General features: G+C 65.8%; 39 protein-coding genes. All 39 read left to right on the top strand.

Features of this window, described 5'->3' with window-relative positions:
• Positions 1–939, top strand: a complete 939-nt coding sequence (locus DW307_RS07535) for a sugar ABC transporter permease (RefSeq protein WP_029267386.1) — start codon at positions 1–3, stop codon at positions 937–939.
• A 103-nt stretch (positions 940–1,042) separates the two neighbouring features.
• The gene (locus DW307_RS07530; protein WP_168441002.1) at positions 1,043–1,375 is read left to right on the top strand and encodes a PadR family transcriptional regulator; all 333 of its coding nucleotides are present in this window, start codon (positions 1,043–1,045) and stop codon (positions 1,373–1,375) included.
• Complete coding sequence (locus DW307_RS07525) at positions 1,372–2,025, top strand: HAAS signaling domain-containing protein (protein ID WP_136024415.1); 654 nt, start codon at positions 1,372–1,374, stop codon at positions 2,023–2,025. The genes DW307_RS07530 and DW307_RS07525 overlap by 4 nt, the downstream gene beginning before the upstream one ends.
• 70 nt (positions 2,026–2,095) lie before the next feature.
• Positions 2,096–2,248, top strand: a complete 153-nt coding sequence (locus tag DW307_RS18070; protein WP_021201129.1) for a hypothetical protein — start codon at positions 2,096–2,098, stop codon at positions 2,246–2,248.
• Between the two features lie 135 nt (positions 2,249–2,383).
• Positions 2,384–3,415 carry an ABC transporter gene (locus tag DW307_RS07520; RefSeq protein ID WP_136024414.1) on the top strand — a complete coding sequence of 344 codons (1,032 nt, stop codon included), beginning with the start codon at positions 2,384–2,386 and terminating at the stop codon, positions 3,413–3,415.
• 68 nt (positions 3,416–3,483) lie between these two features.
• On the top strand, positions 3,484–3,915 hold the full coding sequence (locus DW307_RS07515; protein WP_136024413.1) for a hypothetical protein: 432 nt from the start codon (positions 3,484–3,486) through the stop codon (positions 3,913–3,915).
• A gap of 81 nt (positions 3,916–3,996) precedes the next feature.
• Complete coding sequence (locus tag DW307_RS07510; protein ID WP_029258210.1) at positions 3,997–4,644, top strand: hypothetical protein; 648 nt, start codon at positions 3,997–3,999, stop codon at positions 4,642–4,644.
• Positions 4,645–4,876: 232 nt separating this feature from the next.
• Complete coding sequence (rpsL, locus tag DW307_RS07505; protein ID WP_017201609.1) at positions 4,877–5,245, top strand: 30S ribosomal protein S12; 369 nt, start codon at positions 4,877–4,879, stop codon at positions 5,243–5,245.
• A gap of 5 nt (positions 5,246–5,250) precedes the next feature.
• Positions 5,251–5,721 carry a 30S ribosomal protein S7 gene (gene rpsG, locus DW307_RS07500; RefSeq protein ID WP_017201608.1) on the top strand — a complete coding sequence of 157 codons (471 nt, stop codon included), beginning with the start codon at positions 5,251–5,253 and terminating at the stop codon, positions 5,719–5,721.
• 87 nt (positions 5,722–5,808) lie between these two features.
• Positions 5,809–7,923 carry an elongation factor G gene (fusA, locus tag DW307_RS07495; protein WP_021201125.1) on the top strand — a complete coding sequence of 705 codons (2,115 nt, stop codon included), beginning with the start codon at positions 5,809–5,811 and terminating at the stop codon, positions 7,921–7,923.
• Between the two features lie 150 nt (positions 7,924–8,073).
• Positions 8,074–9,264, top strand: a complete 1,191-nt coding sequence (gene tuf, locus DW307_RS07490; RefSeq protein ID WP_017829210.1) for an elongation factor Tu — start codon at positions 8,074–8,076, stop codon at positions 9,262–9,264.
• 183 nt (positions 9,265–9,447) lie between these two features.
• Positions 9,448–9,660, top strand: coding sequence for a hypothetical protein (locus DW307_RS07485; protein ID WP_021201124.1), 213 nt, complete (start codon positions 9,448–9,450; stop codon positions 9,658–9,660).
• Between the two features lie 846 nt (positions 9,661–10,506).
• Positions 10,507–10,815, top strand: a complete 309-nt coding sequence (gene rpsJ / locus DW307_RS07480) for a 30S ribosomal protein S10 (protein WP_017201594.1) — start codon at positions 10,507–10,509, stop codon at positions 10,813–10,815.
• A gap of 8 nt (positions 10,816–10,823) precedes the next feature.
• Positions 10,824–11,483, top strand: a complete 660-nt coding sequence (rplC, locus tag DW307_RS07475; protein WP_021201123.1) for a 50S ribosomal protein L3 — start codon at positions 10,824–10,826, stop codon at positions 11,481–11,483.
• A gap of 2 nt (positions 11,484–11,485) precedes the next feature.
• Positions 11,486–12,148, top strand: coding sequence for a 50S ribosomal protein L4 (gene rplD, locus DW307_RS07470; RefSeq protein ID WP_021201122.1), 663 nt, complete (start codon positions 11,486–11,488; stop codon positions 12,146–12,148).
• Positions 12,145–12,468 carry a 50S ribosomal protein L23 gene (gene rplW / locus DW307_RS07465; protein ID WP_017829206.1) on the top strand — a complete coding sequence of 108 codons (324 nt, stop codon included), beginning with the start codon at positions 12,145–12,147 and terminating at the stop codon, positions 12,466–12,468. Before rplD ends, rplW begins: the two co-directional genes overlap by 4 nt.
• 20 nt (positions 12,469–12,488) lie before the next feature.
• Positions 12,489–13,328 carry a 50S ribosomal protein L2 gene (gene rplB / locus DW307_RS07460; RefSeq protein WP_017201590.1) on the top strand — a complete coding sequence of 280 codons (840 nt, stop codon included), beginning with the start codon at positions 12,489–12,491 and terminating at the stop codon, positions 13,326–13,328.
• A gap of 12 nt (positions 13,329–13,340) precedes the next feature.
• Positions 13,341–13,622, top strand: coding sequence for a 30S ribosomal protein S19 (gene rpsS / locus DW307_RS07455; RefSeq protein ID WP_017829205.1), 282 nt, complete (start codon positions 13,341–13,343; stop codon positions 13,620–13,622).
• Positions 13,622–14,020 (top strand): 50S ribosomal protein L22, encoded by a 399-nt coding sequence (gene rplV / locus DW307_RS07450; protein ID WP_021201121.1) that lies wholly within the window; start codon positions 13,622–13,624, stop codon positions 14,018–14,020. The genes rpsS and rplV overlap by 1 nt, the downstream gene beginning before the upstream one ends.
• Positions 14,020–14,775 carry a 30S ribosomal protein S3 gene (gene rpsC / locus DW307_RS07445; RefSeq protein ID WP_017201587.1) on the top strand — a complete coding sequence of 252 codons (756 nt, stop codon included), beginning with the start codon at positions 14,020–14,022 and terminating at the stop codon, positions 14,773–14,775. Before rplV ends, rpsC begins: the two co-directional genes overlap by 1 nt.
• On the top strand, positions 14,775–15,194 hold the full coding sequence (gene rplP / locus DW307_RS07440; RefSeq protein ID WP_017829203.1) for a 50S ribosomal protein L16: 420 nt from the start codon (positions 14,775–14,777) through the stop codon (positions 15,192–15,194). The genes rpsC and rplP overlap by 1 nt, the downstream gene beginning before the upstream one ends.
• Positions 15,194–15,511 (top strand): 50S ribosomal protein L29, encoded by a 318-nt coding sequence (gene rpmC / locus DW307_RS18340; protein ID WP_017829202.1) that lies wholly within the window; start codon positions 15,194–15,196, stop codon positions 15,509–15,511. Before rplP ends, rpmC begins: the two co-directional genes overlap by 1 nt.
• Positions 15,511–15,843, top strand: a complete 333-nt coding sequence (gene rpsQ / locus DW307_RS18335) for a 30S ribosomal protein S17 (RefSeq protein WP_021201120.1) — start codon at positions 15,511–15,513, stop codon at positions 15,841–15,843. The genes rpmC and rpsQ overlap by 1 nt, the downstream gene beginning before the upstream one ends.
• On the top strand, positions 15,840–16,208 hold the full coding sequence (gene rplN / locus DW307_RS07425) for a 50S ribosomal protein L14 (RefSeq protein WP_017201583.1): 369 nt from the start codon (positions 15,840–15,842) through the stop codon (positions 16,206–16,208). Before rpsQ ends, rplN begins: the two co-directional genes overlap by 4 nt.
• Before the next feature lie 2 nt (positions 16,209–16,210).
• Positions 16,211–16,570: a 50S ribosomal protein L24 gene (gene rplX, locus DW307_RS07420; RefSeq protein WP_021201119.1), complete on the top strand. Its 360-nt coding sequence runs from the start codon at positions 16,211–16,213 to the stop codon at positions 16,568–16,570.
• A complete protein-coding gene (gene rplE / locus DW307_RS07415) occupies positions 16,570–17,160 on the top strand; it encodes a 50S ribosomal protein L5 (RefSeq protein WP_021201118.1) in 591 nt (196 codons plus the stop codon). Before rplX ends, rplE begins: the two co-directional genes overlap by 1 nt.
• A gap of 132 nt (positions 17,161–17,292) precedes the next feature.
• On the top strand, positions 17,293–17,691 hold the full coding sequence (gene rpsH / locus DW307_RS07410) for a 30S ribosomal protein S8 (protein WP_021201117.1): 399 nt from the start codon (positions 17,293–17,295) through the stop codon (positions 17,689–17,691).
• Positions 17,692–17,697: 6 nt separating this feature from the next.
• On the top strand, positions 17,698–18,234 hold the full coding sequence (gene rplF / locus DW307_RS07405) for a 50S ribosomal protein L6 (protein WP_017829197.1): 537 nt from the start codon (positions 17,698–17,700) through the stop codon (positions 18,232–18,234).
• A 2-nt stretch (positions 18,235–18,236) separates the two neighbouring features.
• Complete coding sequence (gene rplR, locus DW307_RS07400) at positions 18,237–18,596, top strand: 50S ribosomal protein L18 (protein WP_017201578.1); 360 nt, start codon at positions 18,237–18,239, stop codon at positions 18,594–18,596.
• Positions 18,597–18,616: 20 nt separating this feature from the next.
• Complete coding sequence (gene rpsE / locus DW307_RS07395) at positions 18,617–19,294, top strand: 30S ribosomal protein S5 (RefSeq protein WP_017829196.1); 678 nt, start codon at positions 18,617–18,619, stop codon at positions 19,292–19,294.
• Entirely contained in the window at positions 19,294–19,479 is a 186-nt protein-coding gene (rpmD, locus tag DW307_RS07390; RefSeq protein WP_017201575.1) for a 50S ribosomal protein L30, read from the top strand. The genes rpsE and rpmD overlap by 1 nt, the downstream gene beginning before the upstream one ends.
• A complete protein-coding gene (gene rplO, locus DW307_RS07385; RefSeq protein WP_021201116.1) occupies positions 19,479–20,114 on the top strand; it encodes a 50S ribosomal protein L15 in 636 nt (211 codons plus the stop codon). Before rpmD ends, rplO begins: the two co-directional genes overlap by 1 nt.
• Before the next feature lie 183 nt (positions 20,115–20,297).
• On the top strand, positions 20,298–21,620 hold the full coding sequence (gene secY, locus DW307_RS07380; protein ID WP_021201115.1) for a preprotein translocase subunit SecY: 1,323 nt from the start codon (positions 20,298–20,300) through the stop codon (positions 21,618–21,620).
• Positions 21,617–22,222, top strand: coding sequence for an adenylate kinase (locus tag DW307_RS07375; RefSeq protein ID WP_136024412.1), 606 nt, complete (start codon positions 21,617–21,619; stop codon positions 22,220–22,222). Before secY ends, DW307_RS07375 begins: the two co-directional genes overlap by 4 nt.
• Before the next feature lies 1 nt (position 22,223).
• Positions 22,224–23,075, top strand: coding sequence for a type I methionyl aminopeptidase (gene map / locus DW307_RS07370; RefSeq protein ID WP_136024411.1), 852 nt, complete (start codon positions 22,224–22,226; stop codon positions 23,073–23,075).
• Positions 23,075–23,743, top strand: coding sequence for a DsbA family protein (locus tag DW307_RS07365; protein WP_021201112.1), 669 nt, complete (start codon positions 23,075–23,077; stop codon positions 23,741–23,743). Before map ends, DW307_RS07365 begins: the two co-directional genes overlap by 1 nt.
• A gap of 164 nt (positions 23,744–23,907) precedes the next feature.
• On the top strand, positions 23,908–24,129 hold the full coding sequence (gene infA, locus DW307_RS07360; protein ID WP_017201569.1) for a translation initiation factor IF-1: 222 nt from the start codon (positions 23,908–23,910) through the stop codon (positions 24,127–24,129).
• A gap of 64 nt (positions 24,130–24,193) precedes the next feature.
• Positions 24,194–24,310 (top strand): 50S ribosomal protein L36, encoded by a 117-nt coding sequence (gene rpmJ, locus DW307_RS07355; RefSeq protein ID WP_005050492.1) that lies wholly within the window; start codon positions 24,194–24,196, stop codon positions 24,308–24,310.
• Positions 24,311–24,488: 178 nt separating this feature from the next.
• Positions 24,489–24,863 carry a 30S ribosomal protein S13 gene (gene rpsM / locus DW307_RS07350; RefSeq protein ID WP_017201568.1) on the top strand — a complete coding sequence of 125 codons (375 nt, stop codon included), beginning with the start codon at positions 24,489–24,491 and terminating at the stop codon, positions 24,861–24,863.
• The last annotated feature ends 15 nt before the right edge of the window (positions 24,864–24,878 follow it).

Below are 24,878 nucleotides of genomic sequence, written 5' to 3'. Positions count from 1 at the left end.
ATGAGCACCCACAGCCCCACCGCCGGGCGGTCCGCCGCCACTCGCTCCACCGACGACCTGCAGAGCCTCGCTCCGCGGCGCCGCAGCTTCGGCGCGTGGTTCGCCGACACCGGATGGCGACACCTCGTCGCGATCGTCGTGAGCGCCTTCGCGCTGTTCCCGCTGCTCTACGTCGTCTCCGCTTCGCTGAACCCGAAGGGGACGCTGACGGGCTCGAACCAGCTCTTCTCCGCGATCGGTATCGACAGCTACGTGCGCATCCTGAGCGACCCGCAGAACCCGTACGGCACCTGGTTCCTCAACACGCTGCTGATCGCCGTCGTCACCGGCGCGGTCACCGTCTTCATCGGCGCCTGCGCCGCATATGCCTTCTCGCGCATGCGGTTCGCCGGGCGACGGGTCGGTCTCGTCACGATCGTCGTCGTGCAGATGTTCCCGCAGCTGCTCGCCGTGGTCGCGATCTTCCTGCTCATGTCGACGCTGGGGGACTGGTTCCCCGCCATCGGACTCAACACGCACACCGGGCTGATCCTGGTGTACCTCGGTGGAGCGCTCGGCGTGAACACCTACCTGATGTACGGCTTCTTCAACACCATTCCGAAGGAGATCGACGAGGCGGCCCGGATCGACGGCGCCGGTCATGCGCGCATCTTCTTCACGATCATCCTGCGTCTGGTCGCCCCCATCCTCGCAGTGGTCGGCCTGCTGTCGTTCATCGGCACCGTGAACGAGTACGTGATCGCGAGTGTCATGCTCGTCGACGTGGATCAGCAGACGCTGGTCGTCGGACTCACCAAGCTCGTCGCCAACCCGCGGTATGCAGACTGGTCCGCGTTCTCGGCCGGCGCCGTGATGGCCGCGATCCCGGTGATGATCCTGTTCCTCTTCCTGCAGAAGTACATCGTGGGCGGGCTGACGGCAGGCGCGACGAAGGGCTGACGGCACGGGCGGTCGTCCCTTCGGTGGCGACCGCCGTCCCTCCCCGGGTCCTCCTCTCCCCGGCGCTTCCCGCTCACTTGTCTCGCATGCTACCTTGTCATGCATGACAGCGGACGTCGGCGCCCAGATGCGCAAGGGCGTGGTCGAGTACTGCGTGCTCGGTCTGCTCGCGCGTGAGCCGATGTACGGCTGGCAGCTGGCCGACGCACTCACCGGCGCGGGATTGATCGCCAGTATCGGGACGCTGTACCCGCTGCTCGGGCGGCTGAAGGACAACGGCTGGGTCACCACCTTCGACCAGCCCTCCGGCAGTGGTCCGGTGCGCAAGTACTACCAGCTCACCGCCAGCGGGACCGATCAGCTCGAGCGGTTCCGTGCGCAGTGGACACCATTCGCCCGTGTCGTCACGGGCATCGTCGGAGAGGGACGACCATGACAGAGCTCACCGCAGACGACCTCCGTGCGGATTACCTCGCGCGGCTCGACGAGGCCATGCGCAACCTGCCGCACGGTGTCGCGAGCGACATCCGTGCCGGCATCCTCGAAGAGCTGCAGGGACTCGACGCCGAAGCGACGGCGGCGCGCATCGCGCATCTCGGCGATCCGGTCGTGATCGCGGATGAAGCCCAGGCGGAGGTGCCCTCGGCGACGATCGTCGGTGCTCCCACGATCGCCGCAGCGCCCACACCCCGTCCGCCCGCGACATCGACGAGAGGGTTCGCGATCGCTGCGGCGCTCACGTTGAGCTTCGGAGGGATCGTGGTGCCCGTGGTCGGCTGGTTCGTCGGCGCCGCGCTCGTGAGCGCGAGTGCACTCTGGAGGGCCTGGGAGAAGGCGATCGCTATCGTCGTGCCGTTCGTCGTCACCGGCATCTCGTTCCTCACGGTCTCGACGCTGACGGCCCTCGCCTCGTCGGAGACGGGAAGCAGCTCTTCGGGGACCGGGACGCCCCCGGAGGTTCCCGCCGTCAACCCCCTCGTCCCCGGCGTGGGGGAGTGGCACGTCCTCATCCTCCTCGGGTTCCTCCTCGTCCCCCTCTCGGGGCTGTGGCTGCTGTGGCGACTTCGCGGGCGCACCGCAGGATGACAGACGCTGCCGTTGCCGGATATCGGCGTTGCTCCGCAGCCCGTCGGGGCTTCGGCCGTAGCGTGGAGCCATGGCACGGGTGGGGGGACGCAACCTCGGGATGAGCTGGTTCGCCGGGATCGTGTGCGTCGGCATCATCGGGGCTCTCGTGTGGCTGTCCCTGCCGATGGTCCCCGTGCTCGCGCAGTTCGCGGGCGATGCGCTGCGCAGCGCGCTCCCCTGAACCCGCGTCGCGACGACCGGTCCTCGCGGATGACGACGCGTCTCCGCGTATGACGACACGTCGGCACGCCTCCGCAAGCGGTCGTTCGCGCGGAGGTACCCTCGCAGTGCACGTATCCGATGAGAGGCGCACCCCATGAGTGACCCCAACGTTCCCCAGCCCGAGAAGCCGGCTGACGTTGACGACGTCGTCGGCAGTGCGAACGAAGGCCTGGACGCCGCTGCGGCTGCGGGTGCTGACGTTCCCGGCAACAACGACGGCGTGAACGACGGCATCGATCAGAAGCCCGTCGCAACCTCGGTCGACCCCGACCTCGCCGCTTTCGAAGAGGCCGAGCGTGATCACCCCGGTACGTTCGCCTCTCCGCCGCCGGCCGTGACGCCTGCTCCGGTCGCTCCGTCGCGCGACTACGCCGACGAGGTCAGGGCTCAGGCTGACGCCGAGACCACCTCGTTCTACCCCGAGCCCGTCGTGGGCGAGCCCGTCCCGTTCGGCCACGAGCAGTCGGGGATGGCCGGTGCGGCGTACGCCCAGTACGGCGATGAGGTCGAGACGCGCGTCGTCCCGTCGGAGCCGCTCGTCGCCGCTGCCGCCGCACAGCCGCAGCCCATCTTCGTCCAGGCGCCCGAACCGCCCCGTGACCGCGGCAACCGCGGCACCGCGGGAGCCATCGGACTCCTGGCCACACTCGTCTTCGCGGTGCTCTACCTGGGGGCTGCGCTCGGACTCGGTGCCATCGCCGGAGATGTGACCGGCGAGAACATCGGCCAGACCGCGATCGCACCCCTGATGACATGGGGGTTCTGGACGCCCGTCGTCGTGTTCTTCCTCGGATTCTGGCTGCTGGGTGCGGTCATCAACCGTGGACGCTGGGGCCTCTGGGTCGTCTTCGGCCTCATCGTCGGCGTCATCGCGTATGGGGGCCACATCCTCGGGCAGCTCTTCGAAGCTCCGTTCTGGAAGCTCAGCGCCAGCCAGGGACTCGACCTCGTCGGGGAGCAGATGCTCGCCCCGCTCGCGATCGCGGCCTTCGTGTTCGCCCGCGAGCTGACCATCTGGTTCGGTGCCTGGGTCGCCCGAAGCGGTGCTCGCAAGACCGAGCTGAATGCCGAGGCGCAGCGCGAGTACGAGCGCACGCTCGAGGCCGGCCCGACGCTGTCGAGGTAATCACGAACTCCACCACGCCGAACCCCCGGGGACCCGAGTCCGCGGGGGTTTCGGCCATCCTGGCGGTGGTGCTCGCCACCATCAGCTTCTTCGCGCTCGCGGTGTTCGGGCTCGGCGCCGTGAGCATCGCCACCGACACGGACATCATCGCGGTCCCCGATCTCGGCCAGACCCCTGGCGTGGTCGGCATGATCGCGGCTGTCGTCTCGTTCGCGCTCATGCTGTGGTCCACTCTGCGTCGACCGCATCCGTCGTATGTCGCCACGATCGCGATCGCGCTGGTCGCCGGCCTCGTCCATCTGATCGCGGTATGGGTCGCCGTCCTCGTCGGCGCCGGGAGCATCGTGCTCGCGACAGCGGTCGCCGGCGGTCTCGTGCGAGGCGGCGCGAGCGCCGTCCTCGTGCTGGCGGGCCTGATCGCCGGATGGGGTGGGATCGCGCTGCGTCGCACGCGCGCCGAGCATCCGCGTTGGCCGTGGGAGCGCGACGAAGAGGAATGACGTCCGAGCGATCCTCCCTCCGCGCCCCGCCGGGACCGGGAAATCGCGACGGTGACGGGCGACGCGCCGTACTCTGGTGGGGTGGAGCGCTCGTTGGAGACGCAGGTGGACCAGGCCGTGGAGGCATGGTTGCGCTGGGTGCCGCGCTGGGAGCCGGCAACCCATCGTGGTCGCGTCGCGCCATGCCGCCGGTGCCTCGGATCGCCGATCCTCTCCGCAGCCGGTATCGGTGCCAACGTGCCGCACGGCGTGCAGCACGGCCTCTCGACGCGTATCAAGACCATCGTCGATCACGCTGTCGCGGAGTACACGGCGCGGAATCTGCCGATGCTGCAGCGCGAGCTGGATCAGCAGGCCGCGCGGAACCGCGCCCGCAGCTACCGCCCGGCCGAGGACCTCGATCCCGAGTTCGACGGGCTGCCCCTCGATCCGGATCCGGTGCCCGGAGCACCGTTCCTGTTCACGATCGCGGGGCTCGCAGACGAATCCGCCGCCGCGCTGCCCGCACTGCCCCCGCTCACGGAGGAGGCGAAGATCGCCCTCCGCCAGGAGGTCGCCCTCGCCGACGAGTACGCCAACATGGTCGGCCGCGAGATCTGCGGGATCCTGTTGCGTCATCGCATACACATCCAGGCCGCGATCTCTCAGCACGTCGAACCGCAGATCGAGGCACTGCTGGCTGAGCTGACCGAATCGCTGGACTCGCCGTTCGATCCCGATCTGCCCTGATCCTGCACTCGGGCCGCGCGGCCGGAGTTGCGCTCATTTGACCGCTACGTTACGCGGCATTACACTTGATCAGGTGTGTGCACGCCTCCGCGTGTGCGCTGGGCGCCGGCACCATGCCGGTCCGCCCCCACGGCATACCCATCACACCAAAAGCTCGTCGGTTCCGGCGTGCCGGTGGGTCATGATGTGAAACCCATCACGCTGTCACCGTGCAGCACTATGAGGAGAGAACGTGCCAACCATTCAGCAGTTGGTTCGCAAGGGTCGCTCGCCCAAGGTCACCAAGACCAAGGCGCCGGCGCTCAAGTCGAACCCGCAGCAGGCCGGGGTCTGCACCCGCGTCTACACCACCACCCCGAAGAAGCCGAACTCGGCGATGCGCAAGGTCGCTCGTGTGAAGCTCCGCAACGGCACCGAGGTCACCGCGTACATCCCCGGTGAGGGTCACAACCTGCAGGAGCACTCGCTCGTGCTCGTGCGTGGCGGTCGTGTCAAGGACCTCCCCGGTGTGCGTTACAAGATCGTCCGTGGCGCCCTGGACACCCAGGCAGTCAAGAACCGTAAGCAGGCTCGTTCCCGCTACGGCGCGAAGAAGGGTTGAGTTAGATGCCTCGTAAGGGACCCGCCCCGAAGCGCCCCGTCGTCAACGACCCGGTATACGGCGCACCCATCGTCACCTCGCTGGTGAACAAGATCCTCGTCGACGGCAAGAAGTCGCTGGCCGAGTCGATCGTCTACGGCGCCCTCCGCGGCGTCGAGGCGAAGAACGGTCAGGACGCCGTCGCCACGCTGAAGAAGGCGCTCGACAACGTGCGCCCGACCCTCGAGGTCCGCAGCCGCCGCGTCGGTGGCTCGACCTACCAGGTGCCGGTCGAGGTCAAGCCTCACCGCGCCAACACGCTCGCTCTGCGCTGGCTCGTGAGCTACGCGAAGGGCCGTCGTGAGAAGACGATGACCGAGCGTCTGCAGAACGAGATCCTCGACGCATCCAACGGCCTGGGTGCCGCGGTCAAGCGCCGCGAGGACACGCACAAGATGGCCGAGTCGAACCGCGCGTTCGCTCACTACCGCTGGTAAACAGCTTCGCCCGCCCCTCGGCCACTCGCCGCGGGGCGGGCACCCCCTCTTCGCAGTACGACTGCTCGAAAAGATAAGGACACTCCTGTGGCACAAGACGTGCTCACGGACCTGAGCAAGGTCCGCAACATCGGCATCATGGCGCACATCGATGCCGGCAAGACCACGACGACCGAGCGCATCCTGTTCTACACGGGCGTCAACCACAAGCTCGGTGAGACGCACGATGGCGCTTCGACCACCGACTGGATGGAGCAGGAGAAGGAGCGCGGCATCACGATCACGTCTGCCGCCGTGACCTGCTACTGGAACAAGAACCAGATCAACATCATCGACACCCCCGGCCACGTGGACTTCACGGTCGAGGTGGAGCGCTCGCTCCGCGTGCTCGACGGTGCGGTCGCCGTGTTCGACGGCAAGGAGGGCGTCGAGCCCCAGTCCGAGACCGTCTGGCGTCAGGCCGACAAGTACAACGTCCCGCGCATCTGCTTCGTCAACAAGATGGACAAGCTCGGCGCCGACTTCTACTTCACTGTCGACACCATCATCAACCGCCTCGGTGCCAAGCCGCTCGTGATCCAGCTGCCCATCGGCGCGGAGAGCGACTTCATCGGCGTCGTCGACCTGATCGAGATGCGTGCACTGGTCTGGGCCGGAGACGCCAAGGGTGATGTCACCATGGGCGCCTCCTACGAGATCCAGGAGATCCCGGAGGACCTCAAGGAGAAGGCAGCGGAGTACCGCCAGCAGCTCCTCGAGACCGTCGCCGAGACCGACGACGCGCTGCTCGAGAAGTTCTTCGGTGGCGAGGAGCTCACGGTCGCCGAGATCAAGGGCGCGATCCGCAAGCTGACCGTCGCCAGCGAGATCTACCCGGTGCTCTGCGGTTCCGCGTTCAAGAACCGTGGCGTCCAGCCGATGCTCGATGCGGTCGTCGACTACCTCCCGAACCCGCTCGACGTGGGCTCGATCGAGGCGCACGACCCGAAGGACTACGACACGATCATCGAGCGTCACCCCGACGCCAATGACCCGTTCGCCGCCCTCGCGTTCAAGGTCGCCGTGCACCCGTTCTTCGGTCGCCTCACCTACGTGCGCGTCTACTCGGGTCACCTGGACTCCGGTTCTGCGGTCGTCAACTCGACCAAGAACAAGAAGGAGCGCATCGGGAAGATCTTCCAGATGCACGCCAACAAGGAGATCCCGGTTCCCTCGGTCACCGCCGGAAACATCTACGCGGTCATCGGCCTCAAGGACACCACCACGGGTGACACCCTCACCGACCCGACGGCTCCGGTCGTCCTCGAGTCGATGACGTTCCCCGAGCCCGTCATCGAGGTCGCGATCGAGCCGAAGACCAAGGCCGACCAGGAGAAGCTGGGTGTCGCCATCCAGAAGCTCGCTGAAGAGGACCCGACCTTCCGCACCGAGCTCAACCCCGAGACCGGTCAGACGACCATCAAGGGCATGGGCGAGCTGCACCTCGACATCCTCGTGGACCGCATGAAGCGCGAGTTCAACGTCGAGGCCAACGTCGGCAAGCCGCAGGTGGCGTACCGCGAGACGATCCGCAAGACCGTCGAGAAGCACGACTACACGCACAAGAAGCAGACCGGTGGTTCTGGACAGTTCGCAAAGATCCAGTTCACCATCGAGCCGCTCGACCTCGACTCCGAGAAGACCTACGAGTTCGTGAACGCCGTCACCGGTGGTCGCATCCCTCGTGAGTACATCGGCTCGATCGACGCCGGTTTCCAGGACGCGATGAACGTCGGCGTGCTCGCGGGCTACCCGATGGTCGGCGTCAAGGCGACCATCGTCGATGGTGCAGCGCACGACGTCGACTCTTCGGAGATGGCGTTCAAGATCGCGGGCTCCATGGGCTTCAAGGAGGCCGCTCGTCGTGCCAACCCCGTGCTGCTCGAGCCGCTGATGGCCGTCGAGGTCCGTACTCCCGAGGAGTACATGGGCGACGTCATCGGCGACCTGAACTCGCGTCGTGGCCAGATCCAGTCGATGGAAGACGCCGCAGGCGTCAAGGTCGTCCGCGCTCAGGTCCCGCTGTCCGAGATGTTCGGCTACATCGGCGACCTGCGCTCGAAGACCTCGGGCCGCGCCGTCTACTCGATGGAGTTCCACAGCTACGCTGAGGTTCCCCGCGCAGTGGCCGACGAGATCGTCCAGAAGACCAAGGGCGAGTAATCGTCCTTCTGGGAGCCGGGCCCCGGTCCGGCTCCCAGGACACCTACAACTTCACATTCCCTCTCTACTAAACTGAGAACCTAACCCGTAGAGAACCGGTCGCAAACCAGTGCCCGGTCACCTCTACAACGACGTCCTGAGGAGGACCCAGTGGCTAAGGCCAAGTTCGAGCGGACCAAGCCGCACGTCAACATCGGAACGATCGGTCACGTCGACCACGGCAAGACCACGCTCTCCGCAGCGATCTCGAAGGTGCTTGCTGACAAGTACCCGTCCGACACCAACGTGCAGCGTGACTTCGCTTCCATCGACTCGGCGCCGGAAGAGCGCCAGCGTGGTATCACCATCAACATCTCGCACATCGAGTACGAGACCCCGAAGCGCCACTACGCGCACGTTGACGCTCCCGGCCACGCCGACTACGTCAAGAACATGATCACCGGTGCGGCTCAGATGGACGGCGCGATCCTCGTGGTCGCCGCCACCGACGGCCCCATGGCTCAGACGCGTGAGCACGTGCTGCTCGCCAAGCAGGTCGGCGTTCCGTACCTGCTGGTCGCGCTGAACAAGTCCGACATGGTCGACGACGAGGAGATCCTGGAGCTCGTCGAGCTCGAGGTCCGCGAGCTGCTCGCCGGCCAGGGCTTCGACGAGGACGCTCCTGTCGTCCGCGTCTCCGCTCTCAAGGCCCTCGAGGGCGACGAGAAGTGGACCCAGGCGATCCTGGACCTGATGCAGGCTGTCGACGACAGCGTTCCGGACCCGGAGCGTGACCGTGACAAGCCGTTCCTGATGCCCGTCGAGGACGTCTTCACGATCACCGGTCGTGGAACCGTCGTCACGGGTCGCGCCGAGCGTGGCACGCTGGCCATCAACTCCGAGGTCGAGATCGTCGGACTCCGTCCGACCGTCAAGACCACGGTCACGGGTATCGAGATGTTCCACAAGCAGCTCGACGAGGCCTGGGCCGGCGAGAACTGTGGTCTGCTGCTCCGCGGCACCAAGCGTGAGGACGTCGAGCGCGGTCAGGTCATCGTCAAGCCGGGTTCGGTCACGCCGCACACCGACTTCGAGGGCACCGCGTACATCCTGTCCAAGGACGAGGGCGGCCGTCACAACCCGTTCTACACGAACTACCGCCCGCAGTTCTACTTCCGCACCACCGACGTCACCGGCGTCATCTCGCTGCCCGAGGGCACCGAGATGGTCATGCCCGGCGACACCACCGACATGACGGTCGAGCTGATCCAGCCGATCGCCATGGAGGAGGGCCTCGGCTTCGCCATCCGTGAGGGTGGACGCACCGTCGGCGCCGGTACGGTCACGAAGATCATCAAGTAAGCATCTGCTTCCTCGCAAAGGGGTCGGACCTTCGGGTCCGGCCCCTTTGTCGTCGATGCCGCCCTGTGGGGCGCGGTGCTGTCGTCGACCCGGGACGCGAGGGTTCCGTTTGCCGGGGTGGACATGCACAATGAGTGTGGTCGGCTCGATCGGTCGGCGGCACACCTTCAGAAGGGGAATCACATGGGCATCGAAGACGCCGTGAACAAGGGCAAGGATCTGTACGAGCAGAACAAGGACAAGATCGCCGAGGCCGTCAAGAGCGAGCAGGCCGAGGACATCAGCGACAAGGTGCTCGACGGCGTCGCGGACTTCGCCAAGAAGATCGCCCCCGGTGCCGCGGACAAGATCGATGAGATCCGCGACGGCGCTGACAAGGCCGTCGGCAACGAGTAAGAAAGACCGCAAGCCCTGAGCGGCGATCCACCACCTGTGGGTCGCCGCTCGTGCGTGCTGGAGGGGCAGCGTCCGTGCCGGAATGTCGTCGGATGTGGCGCATTCACGGTTGTATCCAGTAGGATCGTCTCGACCGCCTGGGGATCTTGCGGTCGGGGGAGCCGAAGGGGTTCGGTTTCCCGAAGCACGCGGAGTTCCGCGTACAAACTGGGGATATGCGATCTTGGGGATCATCGTGCGACGCGCGCACTCATTGCGCCTGAGCGTCACCCCGCCTGCGCGGCGGGTCTTCCGCCGCGCCCTCGGTCGAGGAGTTCGGCGTCCCTTCACGCCGGGCTACTCGCGTTCGGTGTGCCCCCTCGCACTGAACGCCCTCCCCAAGCGGGGCGAGGCATGGGGATGCCTCGCCCCGCTATCTCCCGCACTCTGACCTGTTCACGCACCGTCTGGAGTCGCGTTCGACAGACCGCGACACGCCCGGGTTTGCACAAGTGAAATCAGCCGTGGCAGAATAGACAGGTTCGATATTCCGTCGCCGCTGTGCGTGCGTCGGATCACTGCCAGGGCAGTGCATAGACGGCGCCTCCTCCGGGACGGTGCAGGGTTCTAGGCCGCGGGTAGCAGAACACACCCCGACACCCTTCTTCACGAAGGCTTCCGCCGTGCGCGGCGGAAGGTCGGCATCCGGTCGCCTCACGGCTTCCGGCTGACAGAAGAACAGTGGTGCAGCAGATCGACTCGAGAGGGTCGTTCTCGTGCCGAGGCGCGAACAGCGCCGACGTGCGTCCAATGCCCCAGGGCCACCCGGTCCCGGTCGGTAAGACGCTTAAAGAGAGAGAGCAGACAATGGCGGGACAGAAGATCCGCATTCGCCTGAAGTCGTATGACCACGAGGTCATCGACACGTCCGCACGCAAGATCGTCGACACCGTGACCCGTGCGGGCGCAACCGTCGTCGGCCCCGTGCCCCTTCCGACCGAGAAGAACGTCGTGTGCGTCATCCGGTCGCCGCACAAGTACAAGGACAGCCGCGAGCACTTCGAGATGCGCACCCACAAGCGTCTGATCGACATCGTCGACCCGACGCCCAAGGCCGTCGACTCGCTGATGCGTCTCGACCTGCCGGCCGATGTCAACATCGAGATCAAGCTCTGAGGTTCGACATGGCTGACATCAACTCCAAGGTTTCCAAGGGCATGCTGGGCACGAAGCTCGGCATGACCCAGGTGTGGAACGAGAGCGGCAAGCTCGTTCCCGTCACCGTCATCGAGCTGGCACCCAACGTGGTCACCCAGGTCCGCACGCCCGAGAAGGACGGCTACAACGCCGTGCAGATCGCGTACGGCCAGATCGACCCCCGCAAGGTCAACAAGCCGCTCTCCGCTCACTTCGAGGCAGCCGGCGTCACGCCGCGTCGTCACGTCACCGAGATCCGCACCGCGGACGCCGGCGACTACAACCTGGGCCAGGAGCTCACGGTCGACGGCACCTTCGAAGCGGGCCAGCTCGTCGACGTCGTCGGCACGAGCAAGGGCAAGGGCTTCGCCGGTGTCATGAAGCGTCACAACTTCAAGGGCGTCTCGGCTTCGCACGGTTCGCACCGCAACCACCGCAAGCCCGGCTCGATCGGCGCATCGTCGACCCCGAGCCGCGTCTTCAAGGGCATGCGCATGGCCGGCCGTATGGGTGGCGAGCGCGTGACCGTCCTCAACCTCACGGTGCACTCCATCGACATCGAGAAGGGACTCATGCTCGTCAAGGGCGCAGTCCCCGGTGCTCGTGGCCGCATCGTCTATGTCCGCAACGCAGTGAAGGGTGCCTGATCATGGCTGACTCCACTCTCGCGCTCGACGTCCTCAAGGCAGACGGCAAGAAGGCAGGCTCGATCGAGCTTCCCGCCGCGCTGTTCGACGCCAAGACGAACATCCCGCTCATCCACCAGGTCGTCGTCGCGCAGCTCGCGGCGGCTCGCCAGGGCACGCACTCGACCAAGCGTCGTGGCGAGGTCTCGGGTGCCGGTCGCAAGCCCTTCAAGCAGAAGGGCACGGGTAACGCCCGTCAGGGTTCCATCCGCGCGCCGCACATGACCGGTGGTGGCATCGTGCACGGCCCCAAGCCGCGCGACTACTCGCAGCGCACCCCCAAGAAGATGATCGCCGCCGCCCTGCTGGGCGCGCTCAGCGACCGCTTCCGCGGTGACCGCATCCACGCCATCGAGTCCTTCGGGATCGACGGAACGCCTTCGACCAAGACCGCGGTGAACTTCCTCACCAACGTCGTCTCGTCGAAGAACGTGCTCGTCGTGATCGAGCGCAACGACGACGTGACGCTGAAGAGCATCCGCAACCTGTCGAACCTGCACGTGCTGACGTTCGACCAGCTCAACGCATACGACGTGCTCGTCTCCGACGACATCGTCTTCACCCAGGCCGCGCTCGAGGGCTTCATCGCCTCCAAGTCCGGCGCCAACCAGGAGGTCTCCGCATGAGCGAGCAGGCATCTGTTCTCCAGACGGCCCTGAACAAGGACCCGCGCGACATCATCCTGAAGCCGGTCGTGTCCGAGAAGAGCTACGGTCTCATCGATGAAGGCAAGTACACCTTCCTCGTCGACCCGCGCGCTTCGAAGACCGAGATCAAGCTCGCCATCGAGAAGATCTTCGGCGTCAAGGTCGCAGGGGTCAACACCCTCAACCGCGTCGGCAAGGCACGCCGCACCCGCTTCGGCACCGGCAAGCGCAAGGACACCAAGCGCGCCATCGTCACCCTGAAGTCGGGCACCATCGACATCTTCACGGCAATCGGCTGATCCGGGGGATAAGGACAATAATGGCTATTCGCAAGTACAAGCCCACGACCCCGGGCCGTCGCGGCTCGTCGGTGGCTGACTTCGCCGAGATCACTCGATCGACGCCGGAGAAGTCGCTGCTGCGCCCGCTCTCGAAGACCGGTGGTCGCAACAACCAGGGCCGCATCACGACCCGTCACATCGGTGGTGGCCACAAGCGCCAGTACCGTGTCATCGACTTCCGTCGTAACGACAAGGACGGCGTCAACGCCAAGGTCGCTCACATCGAGTACGACCCCAACCGCACCGCGCGCATCGCGCTGCTGCACTACTTCGACGGTGAGAAGCGCTACATCCTCGCTCCGGCGAAGCTGAAGCAGGGCGACATCGTCGAGTCGGGTGCCGGGGCTGACATCAAGCCCGGCAACAACCTCCCGCTGAAGAACATCCCCACGGGTACCGTCATCCACGCGATCGAGCTCCGCCCCGGCGGCGGCGCGAAGATGGCACGTTCGGCCGGTGCATCCGTCCGTCTCGTCGCCAAGGACGGCCCCTACGCCCAGCTGCGTCTGCCCTCGGGCGAGATCCGCAACGTCGATGCGCGCTGCCGCGCGACCATCGGCGAGGTCGGCAACGCCGAGCAGTCGAACATCAACTGGGGTAAGGCCGGCCGCATGCGCTGGAAGGGCGTCCGCCCGACCGTGCGTGGTGTCGCGATGAACCCGGTCGACCACCCGCACGGTGGTGGTGAGGGTAAGACCTCCGGTGGTCGTCACCCCGTCTCCCCGTGGGGCCAGGCTGAGGGTCGTACCCGTCACGCCAACAAGGAAAGCGACAAGTACATCGTGCGTCGTCGTAACGCCGGCAAGAAGCGTAAGTAGGAGTAAGAGAAGATGCCTCGCAGTCTTAAGAAGGGCCCCTTCGTCGACGATCACCTGCTTCGCAAGGTGGTCGTGCAGAACGAAGCCGGCACCAAGAACGTCATCAAGACCTGGTCCCGTAGGTCCATGATCATCCCGGCCATGCTGGGTCACACGATCGCGGTCCACGACGGACGCAAGCACATCCCTGTGTTCGTGTCCGAGACCATGGTCGGTCACAAGTTGGGCGAGTTCGCGCCCACCCGCACCTTCCGCGGCCACGAGAAGGACGACAAGAAGGGGCGGCGCCGCTAATGGTCGAATCGATCGCACGCGTGCGACACATCCGCGTGACCCCTCAGAAGGCTCGTCGTGTCGTCGCGCTCATCAAGGGCAAGCAGGCACAGGAAGCTCTCGCGATCCTCAAGTTCGCACAGCAGAGCGCCAGCGAACCGATCTACAAGCTTGTCGCGTCGGCCATGGCCAACGCGCAGGTGAAGGCGGATCGCGACGGCGAGTTCCTCGACGAGCAGGACCTGTACGTGGCCAACGCGTACGTCGACGAGGGCACCACGCTCAAGCGTTTCCAGCCCCGTGCTCAGGGTCGCGCTTTCCAGATCAAGAAGCGCACGAGCCACATCACGGTCGTGCTCTCGACGCCTGAGGCAGCTCCGGCCGCCACGGGCGACAGCAACAAGAAGGCGAGCAAGTAATGGGACAGAAGGTAAACCCGTACGGCTTCCGTCTCGGCATCACGACGGACCACGTCTCGCGTTGGTTCTCTGACTCGACGAAGCCGGGTCAGCGCTACGCCGACTACGTCGCCGAAGACATCAAGATCCGTAACCTGCTCAAGACGCAGCTCGACCGCGCCGGTGTCTCGAACATCGAGATCGAGCGCACCCGTGACCGCGTCCGCGTCGACATCCACACCGCCCGTCCGGGCATCGTGATCGGTCGTCGTGGGGCCGAGGCCGAGCGCATTCGCGGCGACCTCGAGAAGCTCTCGGGCAAGCAGATCCAGCTGAACATCCTCGAGGTCAAGAACCCCGAGGCCGACGCTCAGCTGGTCGCACAGGGCATCGCCGAGCAGCTCTCTGCTCGTGTGGCGTTCCGTCGTGCGATGCGCAAGGGTCTGCAGGGCGCGCAGCGCGCCGGCGCCAAGGGCATCCGCATCCAGGTCTCCGGCCGCCTCGGCGGCGCCGAGATGAGCCGTTCGGAGTTCTACCGCGAGGGTCGTGTGCCGCTGCACACGCTGCGCGCGAACATCGACTACGGCTTCTACGAGGCGAAGACCACCTTCGGCCGCATCGGCGTGAAGGTCTGGATCTACAAGGGCGACCTGACCGCGAAGGAGCTCGCTCGCGAGCAGGCCAACGCACCCAAGGCTCGTCGTGACGACCGTGGTGGCGACCGCCGCCGTGCCCCGCGCAACGAGGCACCTGTCGCAGAAGGAGCGTCGGCATAATGCTCATCCCCCGTAAGGTCAAGTTCCGCAAGCAGCACCACCCGGGTCGCTCGGGTCAGGCCACCGGCGGCACGAAGGTCTCCTTCGGCGAGTACGGTATCCAGGCCCTCACGCCCGCTTACGTGACGAACCGTCAGATCGAGTCCGCTCGTATCGCGATGACCCGTCACATCAAGCGTGGTGGAAAGGTGTGGATCAACATCTACCCCGACCGTCCGCTCACGAAGAAGCCTGCCGAAACCCGCATGGGTTCCGGTAAGGGTTCCCCCGAGTGGTGGGTCGCCAACGTCAAGCCGGGCCGTGTCCTCTTCGAGGTCGCGGGTGTCGACGAGGAGCTCGCACGCGAAGCTCTGACCCGTGCAATTCACAAGCTGCCGCTCAAGGCACGCATCATCAAGCGCGAGGAGGGCGACGCGTAATGGCGATCGGCACCAAGGAGCTCGCCCCGGCAGAGCTCGACACATTCGAAGACCAGCGCCTCGTCGAGGAGCTGCGCAAGGCCAAGGAGGAGCTGTTCAACCTCCGTTTCCAGTCGGCCACCGGCCAGCTGGAGAGCCACGGCCGCATCCGCGCCGTCAAGCGCGACATCGCGCGCCTCTACACCGTGATCCGCGAACGCGAGCTGGGCATCCGTGCGACGCCTGCTCCGGTCGAGGCTCCGGCCAAGAAGGCGACCAAGTCGAAGGCGAAGAAGGCGGACTCCGCCGACGACGCCGTGAAGGAAGAGGCTGAGTGATGGCCACCAAGAAGGAAGCGACTGTGGAGACGCAGGCCGCAGGACACGAGTCGTCCGAGCACGACGTCCGCGACTCCGCTGCCCGCGGTTACCGCAAGGCACGTCGCGGCTACGTCGTCAGCGACAAGATGGACAAGACCATCGTGGTCGAGGTCGAGGACCGCGTGAAGCACCCGCTTTACGGCAAGGTCATCCGCCGCACCTCGAAGGTCAAGGCGCACGATGAGGCGAACTCCGCCGGCATCGGCGACCTGGTCCTGATCAACGAGACCCGCCCGCTGAGCGCCACGAAGCGCTGGCGCCTGGTGGAGATTCTGGAGAAGGCCAAGTGATCCAGCAGGAATCCAGACTCAAGGTCGCCGACAACACCGGCGCCAAGGAGCTGCTCACCATCCGCGTTCTCGGTGGCTCGAAGCGCCGTTACGCGGGACTCGGCGACACCATCGTCGCGACCGTCAAGGACGCGATCCCCGGTGGCAACGTCAAGAAGGGCGATGTCGTCAAGGCGGTCATCGTCCGCACCAAGAAGGAGGTCCGTCGTCCGGACGGCTCCTACATCAAGTTCGACGAGAACGCCGCAGTGATCCTGAAGAACGACGGGGAGCCCCGCGGCACCCGTATCTTCGGGCCGGTCGGTCGTGAGCTTCGCGACAAGAAGTTCATGAAGATCGTCTCGCTGGCGCCGGAGGTCATCTAATCATGGCGAAGATCAAGAAGGGTGACCTGGTTCAGGTCATCACCGGTGCCACGCAGGAGCGTGGCGGCGACCGCGGCAAGCAGGGCAAGGTCCTCGACGTCCTTTCCGACAAGAACCGCGTCATCGTCGAAGGCGTGAACTACGTCACCAAGCACACCCGCGTCGGCCAGACGCAGCGTGGCACCAAGACCGGAGGCATCGAGACCGTCGAAGCCTCCATCCACATCTCGAACGTCGCACTCGTCGACCCTTCGACCAAGAAGCCGACCAAGGTCGGCCACCGGGTCGAGGAGCAGACCAAGGACGGCGTCAAGCGCACCGTCCGCGTGCGCTACGCGAAGAAGAGCGGTAAGGACCTCTGATGAGCACCGACACTGCCGCGCCGGCTGGCAAGATCCAGCCGCGCCTGAAGCAGAAGTACAACACCGAGATCAAGAAGGCGATGCAGGACGAGTTCGGTTACGCGAACGTCATGCAGATCCCCGGACTGGTCAAGGTCGTCGTGAACACCGGTGTCGGCGAGGCAGCTCGCGACAGCAAGGTGATCGATGGCGCGGTCGACGATCTCACCAAGATCACCGGCCAGAAGCCGATCGTCACGAAGGCTCGCAAGTCCATCGCGCAGTTCAAGCTGCGCGAGGGTCAGGCCATCGGCGCGCACGTCACCCTCCGTGGTGACCGCGCGTGGGAGTTCGTGGATCGCCTCGTCTCGCTCGCACTGCCCCGTATCCGCGACTTCCGCGGTCTCTCGGGCAAGCAGTTCGACGGCAACGGCAACTACACCTTCGGTCTCCAGGAGCAGAGCGTGTTCCACGAGATCGATCAGGACAAGATCGACCGGGTTCGCGGTTTCGACATCACCGTCGTCACCACCGCGAAGACGGATGAAGAGGGCCGGGCACTGCTCCGTCACCTCGGATTCCCTTTCCGCTCGGAAGACGCACAGGCGTAACACCCTCGACGGGCTCAGTGGTCTCGTGTCACTGAGCCCGTCGATGTGCACGTACAATTGAAAATTGCGTGTCATCGCAGGCCGTCTGTCGTGTAACGGCAGCCGGAACCTCATGAACAAAGGAAATCAACAATGACAATGACAGACCCGGTCGCAGATCTGCTGACCCGTCTGCGCAACGCGAACTCGGCGCACCACGATTCCGTGACCCTGCCGTCGAGCAAGCTCAAGACGCACATCGCTCAGATCCTCCAGCAGGAGGGCTACATCGCCGGCTGGGAGACCTCTGACGCCCGCGTCGGACAGAACCTCACGCTGACGCTGAAGTACGGTCCCAACCGTGAGCGCTCCATCGCTGGCATCAAGCGCGTCTCGAAGCCCGGTCTCCGCGTCTACGCGAAGTCGACCGAGCTTCCCACGGTCCTCGGCGGCCTTGGCGTGGCGATCCTGTCCACCTCCTCCGGTCTTCTCACCGACCGTCAGGCAGAGCAGAAGGGCGTGGGCGGAGAAGTTCTCGCCTACGTGTGGTAATTCGAAATGTCGCGTATTGGACGACTTCCCATCGACGTTCCCGCGGGCGTGACCGTTTCGGTCGACGGCCGCGAGGTCGCGGTGAAGGGCCCCAAGGGTGAACTCACCCTCACGGTGGCCAGCCCCATCGAGGTCGCGGTCGAGGAGAACCAGGTTCTGGTCTCCCGTCCCGACGACGAGCGCGAGTCGCGGTCGCTTCACGGCCTGACCCGCACGCTCATCAACAACAACATCATCGGCGTGACCCAGGGCTACACCAAGGGTCTCGAGGTCGTCGGCACCGGTTACCGCGTGCAGCAGAAGGGCAGCTCGGTCGAGTTCGCCCTCGGCTTCTCGCACCCGGTCCTGATCGACCCGCCCGCCGGCATCACGCTCACGGTCGAGGGCACCACCAAGCTCACCGTCAGCGGGATCGACAAGCAGGCTGTCGGCGAGGCAGCTGCCAACATCCGCAAGATCCGCAAGCCCGAGCCGTACAAGGGCAAGGGTGTGCGCTACGCCGGCGAGAACGTGCGTCGCAAGGCCGGAAAGAGTGGTAAGTAACCATGGCTCTCAAGTCAAAGTCTGACGCCCGCGCGCGTCGTCACGCCCGCCTTCGCAAGAAGGTCGTCGGCACCGAGGCGCGTCCGCGTCTCGTCGTCAACCGCTCGGCCCGCCACGTCTTCGTGCAGCTGGTCGACGACAGCAAGGGTCACACCGTGGCGTCGGCTTCGACGCTCGAGACCGACCTGCGCTCGCTCGAGGGTGACAAGACCGCCAAGGCCCGCAAGGTCGGCGAGCTCCTCGCCGAGCGTGCGAAGGCTGCCGGCGTTTCCGAGGCAGTGTTCGACCGTGGCGGCAACCGCTACGCCGGTCGTGTCGCCGCCATCGCCGACGGCGCCCGCGAGGGGGGTCTGGCACTGTGAGTGACAACAAGGAGAACGAAGTGACCGAAGCGGCTGCTGCCACTTCCGAGACGGCTGCCGGCACCACGCAGGCTGAGCCGGCTCGCGATTCGCGTGATGGCCGCCGCGGCGGTCGTGACCGCAACCAGGGTGGCGGCCGTGACCGCAACTCTCGTGACCGTGGCGACAACCAGTTCCTGGAGCGCGTCGTCACCATCAACCGCGTCTCGAAGGTCGTGAAGGGTGGTCGTCGCTTCAGCTTCACCGCCCTCGTGGTCGTCGGTGACGGCAACGGTCTGGTCGGCGTCGGCTACGGCAAGGCCCGCGAGGTCCCTCTGGCGATCTCGAAGGGTGTCGAAGAGGCCAAGCGCAACTTCTTCCGCGTTCCGCGCGTCGGCAGCACCATCCCGCACCCCGTGCAGGGTGAGGCGGCCGCTGGTGTGGTCCTGCTCCGTCCGGCCGCTGCCGGTACCGGTGTCATCGCCGGTGGTCCGGTCCGCGCCGTGCTCGAGTGCGCCGGTATCCACGACGTGCTGTCGAAGTCGCTCGGCTCGTCGAACACGATCAACATCGTGCACGCGACGGTCACCGCCCTGAAGCAGCTCGAGGAGCCTCGTGCGGTCGCCGCGCGTCGTGGCCTCGAGTTCGACCAGGTCGCCCCTGCGCGCCTCGTGCGCGCCGAGGCCGAGGCCATCGCCGCACAGAAGGTAGGTGCCTGATGGCCGCGCGACTGAAGGTCACGCAGATCAAGTCCAAGGTGAGCGAGAAGCAGAACCAGCGTGACACGCTGCGCAGCCTCGGTCTGAAGCGGATCGGTGACACCACCGTCCGCCCCGACGACGCGCAGACGCGCGGTTACGTCAAGACCGTCGCCCACCTCGTCAAGGTTGAGGAGATCGACTAATGGCTGAGAAGAACGAGGCCGTCGAGGCTGAGAAGGCCACGAAGAAGGCTGCAGCTCCCAAGGCTGCCGCCGAGAAGAAGCCGGCCGCGAAGAAGGCTCCGGCCAAGACCGCTGCCGCTGACGCCAAGGCTGAGGGCGCTGCCAAGAAGCCGGCCGCCAAGAAGGCTGCGCCGAAGAAGGATGCTCCGGCGTCCCGCCCCGGCGTGCTGAAGGTGCACCACCTGCGTCCCGTCCCCGGATCCAACACCGCCAAGACTCGCGTCGGCCGTGGTGAGGGCTCCAAGGGTAAGACCGCTGGTCGTGGAACCAAGGGCACCAAGGCGCGCAACACCGTTCGCGTCGGCTTCGAGGGTGGGCAGATGCCGCTGCACATGCGCACCCCGAAGCTGCGCGGGTTCAAGAACCCGTTCCGCGTGGAGTACCAGGTCGTGAACCTGGAGAAGCTCGCGGAGCTGTACCCGAAGGGTGGCGATGTCACCATCGGCGACCTGGTCGCCAAGGGTGCCGTTCGCAAGAACGAGAAGGTCAAGGTTCTCGGAAACGGCGACATCGCCGTGAAGCTCACCGTTTCGGTCGACAAGGTCTCGGGTTCTGCCGAGCAGAAGATCGTCGCGGCTGGCGGATCCGTCAAGTAACCGCTTAGCAAGAGGGGTCGGAGATTCTCCGGCCCCTCTTGTGGTTTCACACTCCGAGACCTCGCTCTGGGGCCGCATCCGGCGGGCCTGGTATCGGTGGCGAATTCCGGGAAGCCCGGTTTGCGTTACCCTGGTCTTTCAGCCGTCCTTCGGGAATCGGCAACCTTTTCAGGAGGAACGTCCTTGTTTAGCGCCATCGCGCGGATCTTCCGCACCCCCGACCTGCGTCGGAAGATCGGTTTCACACTCGCCATCGTTGCGATCTACCGGCTCGGCTCCAACGTCCCGGCGCCGTTCGTGAACTTCCCGAACGTCGAAGAGTGTCTTGCCGCCAACGCGGGCACCGATGGGCTGCTCGGACTGGTCAACCTCTTCTCCGGCGGCGCGCTGCTGCAGCTGTCGATCTTCGCGCTCGGCGTCATGCCGTACATCACCGCGACGATCATCACGCAGCTCCTGCGCGTGGTCATCCCGCACTTCGAGGCGCTCCACAAGGAAGGACAGGCCGGCCAGGCCCGTCTGACCCAGTACACGCGTTACCTCACGATCGCCCTCGCGTTGCTCCAGTCGACGACTCTCGTCACGGTGGCCCGCAGCGGCCAGCTCTTCGGCACGACCGATCTCGCGGCCTGCCAGCAGCTGCTGACGAACGACGTGTGGTGGGCGCAGTTGCTCATCATCATGGCGATGACGGCCGGTACCGGCCTGATCATGTGGTTCGCCGAGCTCGTCACCGAGCGCGGCATCGGCAACGGCATGTCGCTGCTCATCTTCACCTCGATCGCCGCCACGTTCCCCGGTGCCATGAGCCTCATCTGGCAGACCAAGGGCTTCGAGGTCTTCCTGCTGGTGCTGCTGGTCGGAATCATCGTGATGGGGCTCGTCGTGTTCGTCGAGCAATCCCAGCGACGCATCCCGGTGCAGTACGCCAAGCGCATGGTGGGTCGACGCACCTACGGCGGCACGAACACCTACATCCCGATCAAGGTGAACATGGCGGGTGTGATCCCCGTGATCTTCGCCTCGTCGCTGCTGTACATCCCGGCACTCATCGCGCAGTTCAACACCCCGCAGGACGGATCGACTCCGGCCGCCTGGGTGACCTGGATCACGACGAACTTCACGTCGGGCAACAGCCCGGTGTACATGGCCGCGTACTTCCTGCTGATCATCGGGTTCACGTACTTCTACGTGGCGATCACGTTCAACCCGGTCGAGGTCGCGGACAACATGAAGAAGTACGGCGGTTTCATCCCCGGCATCCGCGCGGGCCGCCCGACGGCCGAGTACCTCGACTACGTGCTCACCCGCATCACGCTCCCCGGCTCCCTGTACCTCGGTCTGATCGCGCTCATCCCGCTCATCGCTCTGGCCACCGTCGGCGCCAACCAGAACTTCCCGTTCGGCGGCGCCTCGATCCTCATCATCGTCGGTGTGGGTCTCGAGACGGTCAAGCAGATCGACGCGCAGCTGCAGCAGCGACACTATGAAGGGCTCCTCCGATGACAGCATCCGCACGTCTTCTCATCGTCGGCCCGCAGGGCTCCGGCAAGGGCACGCAGGGCGTGCGCATCGCCGAGTCCTACGGCATCCCGGTCGTCTCGACCGGCGACATCTTCCGGGCGAACATCAAGGAGGGGACGCCCCTCGGGCAGCAGGTCACGGCGATCCTCGACAAGGGCGACCTCGTTCCGGACGAGCTGACGAGCGAGATCGTGCGCGACCGCCTGTCACAGGACGATGCCGCTCACGGCTTCCTGCTCGACGGCTACCCGCGCAACACCGCGCAGGTCGCCCACCTCGAGTCGTTCCTCGCCGAACGGGGACAGGCGCTCGACGCCGTCATCCTCCTCGACGTGCCGCGCGAGGAGAGTCTGGAGCGTCTGACACTCCGTGCGACCGAGCAGGGGCGCTCCGACGACACCCCGGACGCCATCGGCCACCGCCTCGACATCTACGAGCGCGAGACCGCTCCGATCCTCGAGGTCTACGGGGCCAAGGGCATCGTCGACCGTATCGACGGCGTCGGCTCCCTCGACGAGATCACCGAGCGTATCGCCGAGGCCCTGGCCGCGCGCGGTCTGCGTCTCGCGGCCTCCGCCTCCTGAGATGTTCCGCCGGTCGATCTACAAGACCCCGGCTCAGCTGCGGGCGATGGTGGAGCCCGGGCTGATCACGGCAGCGGCACTGGACGCCGTCCGCCCCCTGATCAAGGCCGGCGTCACCACCCTCGAACTCGACACCGTGGCGAACCGCACGATCCTCGCCCGCGGCGCCGAGTCGAATTTCCAGCTGGTGCGCGGCTACCACCACACGACCTGCATCTCGGTGAACGAGCAGGTCGTCCACGGGATCCCGGGGGAGCGGGTGCTCCAGCCGGGTGACATCGTGTCGGTCGACTGCGGTGCGCAGTTCCAGGGGTGGAACGGCGACAGCGCGATCACGGTCGTCGTGCCCGACCCGGAGCACCCGGAGCTCGTCGCCCAGCGCGAAGAGCTCTCCCGCGTGACCGAGGGGTCGATGTGGGCGGGAATCGCCGCCATGGCGTCCGTGTCGTCGATCGACGAGATCGGTGCGGCCATCCAGGACTACATCGAGGCGCAGGGACCGTCCGCCGTTACCGGTGAGCCCTACGGCATCCTGCGCGAGTACGTCGGACACGGCATCGGTCGCAAGATGCACGAAGCCCCCAGCGTCTTCAACTACCGCACACCCGACCGCGGTGAAGACGTGAAGCCCGGCCTCGTGCTCGCGATCGAGCCGATGGTCACCGCCGGCGGGGAGGCGACCTTCGTCGAGGAGGACGACTGGACCGTCACCACGGTGGACGGTACGGACGGCTCCCATTGGGAACATAGCGTCGCCCTGCATGATGGGGGTATCTGGGTGCTGACTGCGCCCGATGGTGGAAGAGCCGGACTCGCCCCGTTCGGGGTCGAGCCTCGAGAGATCGGAAAGTAATGGCAGCGGCGAAGAGCAACACCAACTGGTTCGCGATCGGCGTCTCCATCGCCGTGGTCGTGGTGCTGGTGGCGATCGGTGGACTCGTGGTGTTCCTCAACAACCAGGCGACCTCGCCCGGCGCGGCGCCGAAGGCCAACGACACCTTCAACTCCGAGACCGGTGCGGTCTCGTTCGGCGACGGTGAAGACACCATCGCGGTGTTCGTCGACTTCCAGTGCCCGGTCTGCAAGACCTTCGAGGACCAGTTCGGTGCTCAGCTCGAAGCCGCGGCTGCCGACGGCCGCATCACGCTCGAGTACCACCCGATCGCGATCCTCGACCGCTTCTCGCAGGGCACCGAGTACTCCTCACGGTCGGCAGGTGCCGCGTTCTGCGTCGCCGAGTCGAACCCTGACCTGTACCTCGACTTCGCCAAGACGCTCTTCGAGAACCAGCCCGAGGAGAACTCGACCGGTCTGACGAACGACCAGCTGGCCGGCTTCGCGACACAGGTCGGTGCGGATGACGCGGTCTCGTGCATCACCGACGAGACGTACCGCAAGTTCGGTGCGGCGCAGGCGAAGTCCCACGAGATCGCCGGCACGCCGACGGTGGACATCAACGGCACGCGCCTCAACCTGCAGGACCAGGCCGACCTGAAGAAGTTCACCGACCTGATCAGCTGAACCGGCGGCTTCCCGGCCCTGGCCGTCAAGTTGCCGGATGGCTCCGGAGCGTCTAACATAGATCTTTGGTGCTTTGTGCCTTGATTCGGCGTGTCCGGCGGTGCAGCACCACAAACCAATCACCCACCGCAGATCGACCGATCTGCAGAAGCGTCAGCGAGGCTATGGCTAAGAAAGACGGTGTCATCGAGATCGAGGGCGTGATCTCCGAGGCTCTGCCCAACGCGATGTTCCGCGTTGAGCTCAGCAACGGACACAAGGTCCTTGCAACGATCTCCGGCAAGATGCGGCAGAACTACATCCGTATCATCCCCGAGGACCGTGTGGTCGTGGAGCTCAGCCCCTACGACCTGACCCGCGGCCGTATCGTCTACCGCTACCGCTGATCGGTCGAGAAGTAACGGCCTGCCCCTGCCCGGGGCGGTACGAAGACAGCGAACAGGAAACATCATGAAGGTCAACCCCAGCGTCAAGCCCATCTGCGATCACTGCAAGGTGATCCGCCGTCACGGCCGCGTCATGGTGATCTGCAAGAGCAACCCGCGTCACAAGCAGCGCCAGGGCTGAGTCCCTGGCGGGCCCGCCGGTCTGATCGACGGGCCCGCGCTGCGCGGCATCGCTCACGCACATCTCACAACTGAAAACACAACGGCAGGATCAGAACTCGCGGAAGCGGGGGACACCTCGGGGCGGAGGCCCGGGCACCGATCCTGTTCCACACCTCCACAACACCCAGGAGAACCGCATGGCACGTCTTGCCGGCGTTGACATCCCGCGCGACAAGCGCGTGGTGATCGCCCTTACCTACATCTACGGCGTCGGCCGTACCCGCTCGGTCGAGATCCTCAAGGCGACGGACATCGACGAGAGCATCCGCGTGAAGGACCTCAGCGACGACCAGCTGATCGCCCTCCGCGACCACATCGAAGGCAACTACAAGGTGGAGGGTGACCTGCGCCGCGAGGTTGCAGCAGACATCCGCCGCAAGGTCGAGATCGGCTCCTACGAGGGCATCCGCCACCGTCGTGGTCTCCCGGTCCGTGGTCAGCGCACCAAGACCAACGCCCGTACCCGCAAGGGCCCGAAGCGCACCGTCGCAGGCAAGAAGAAGGCCCGCTAAGCGCGGCCCCAGGGA

The organism is Microbacterium sp. K27, assembly GCF_004794435.1.
Lineage (GTDB): Bacteria > Actinomycetota > Actinomycetes > Actinomycetales > Microbacteriaceae > Microbacterium > Microbacterium maritypicum_A.
Note: the sequence above shows the minus strand (reverse complement) of the source record. Positions and strands in the feature narration are given on the sequence as shown.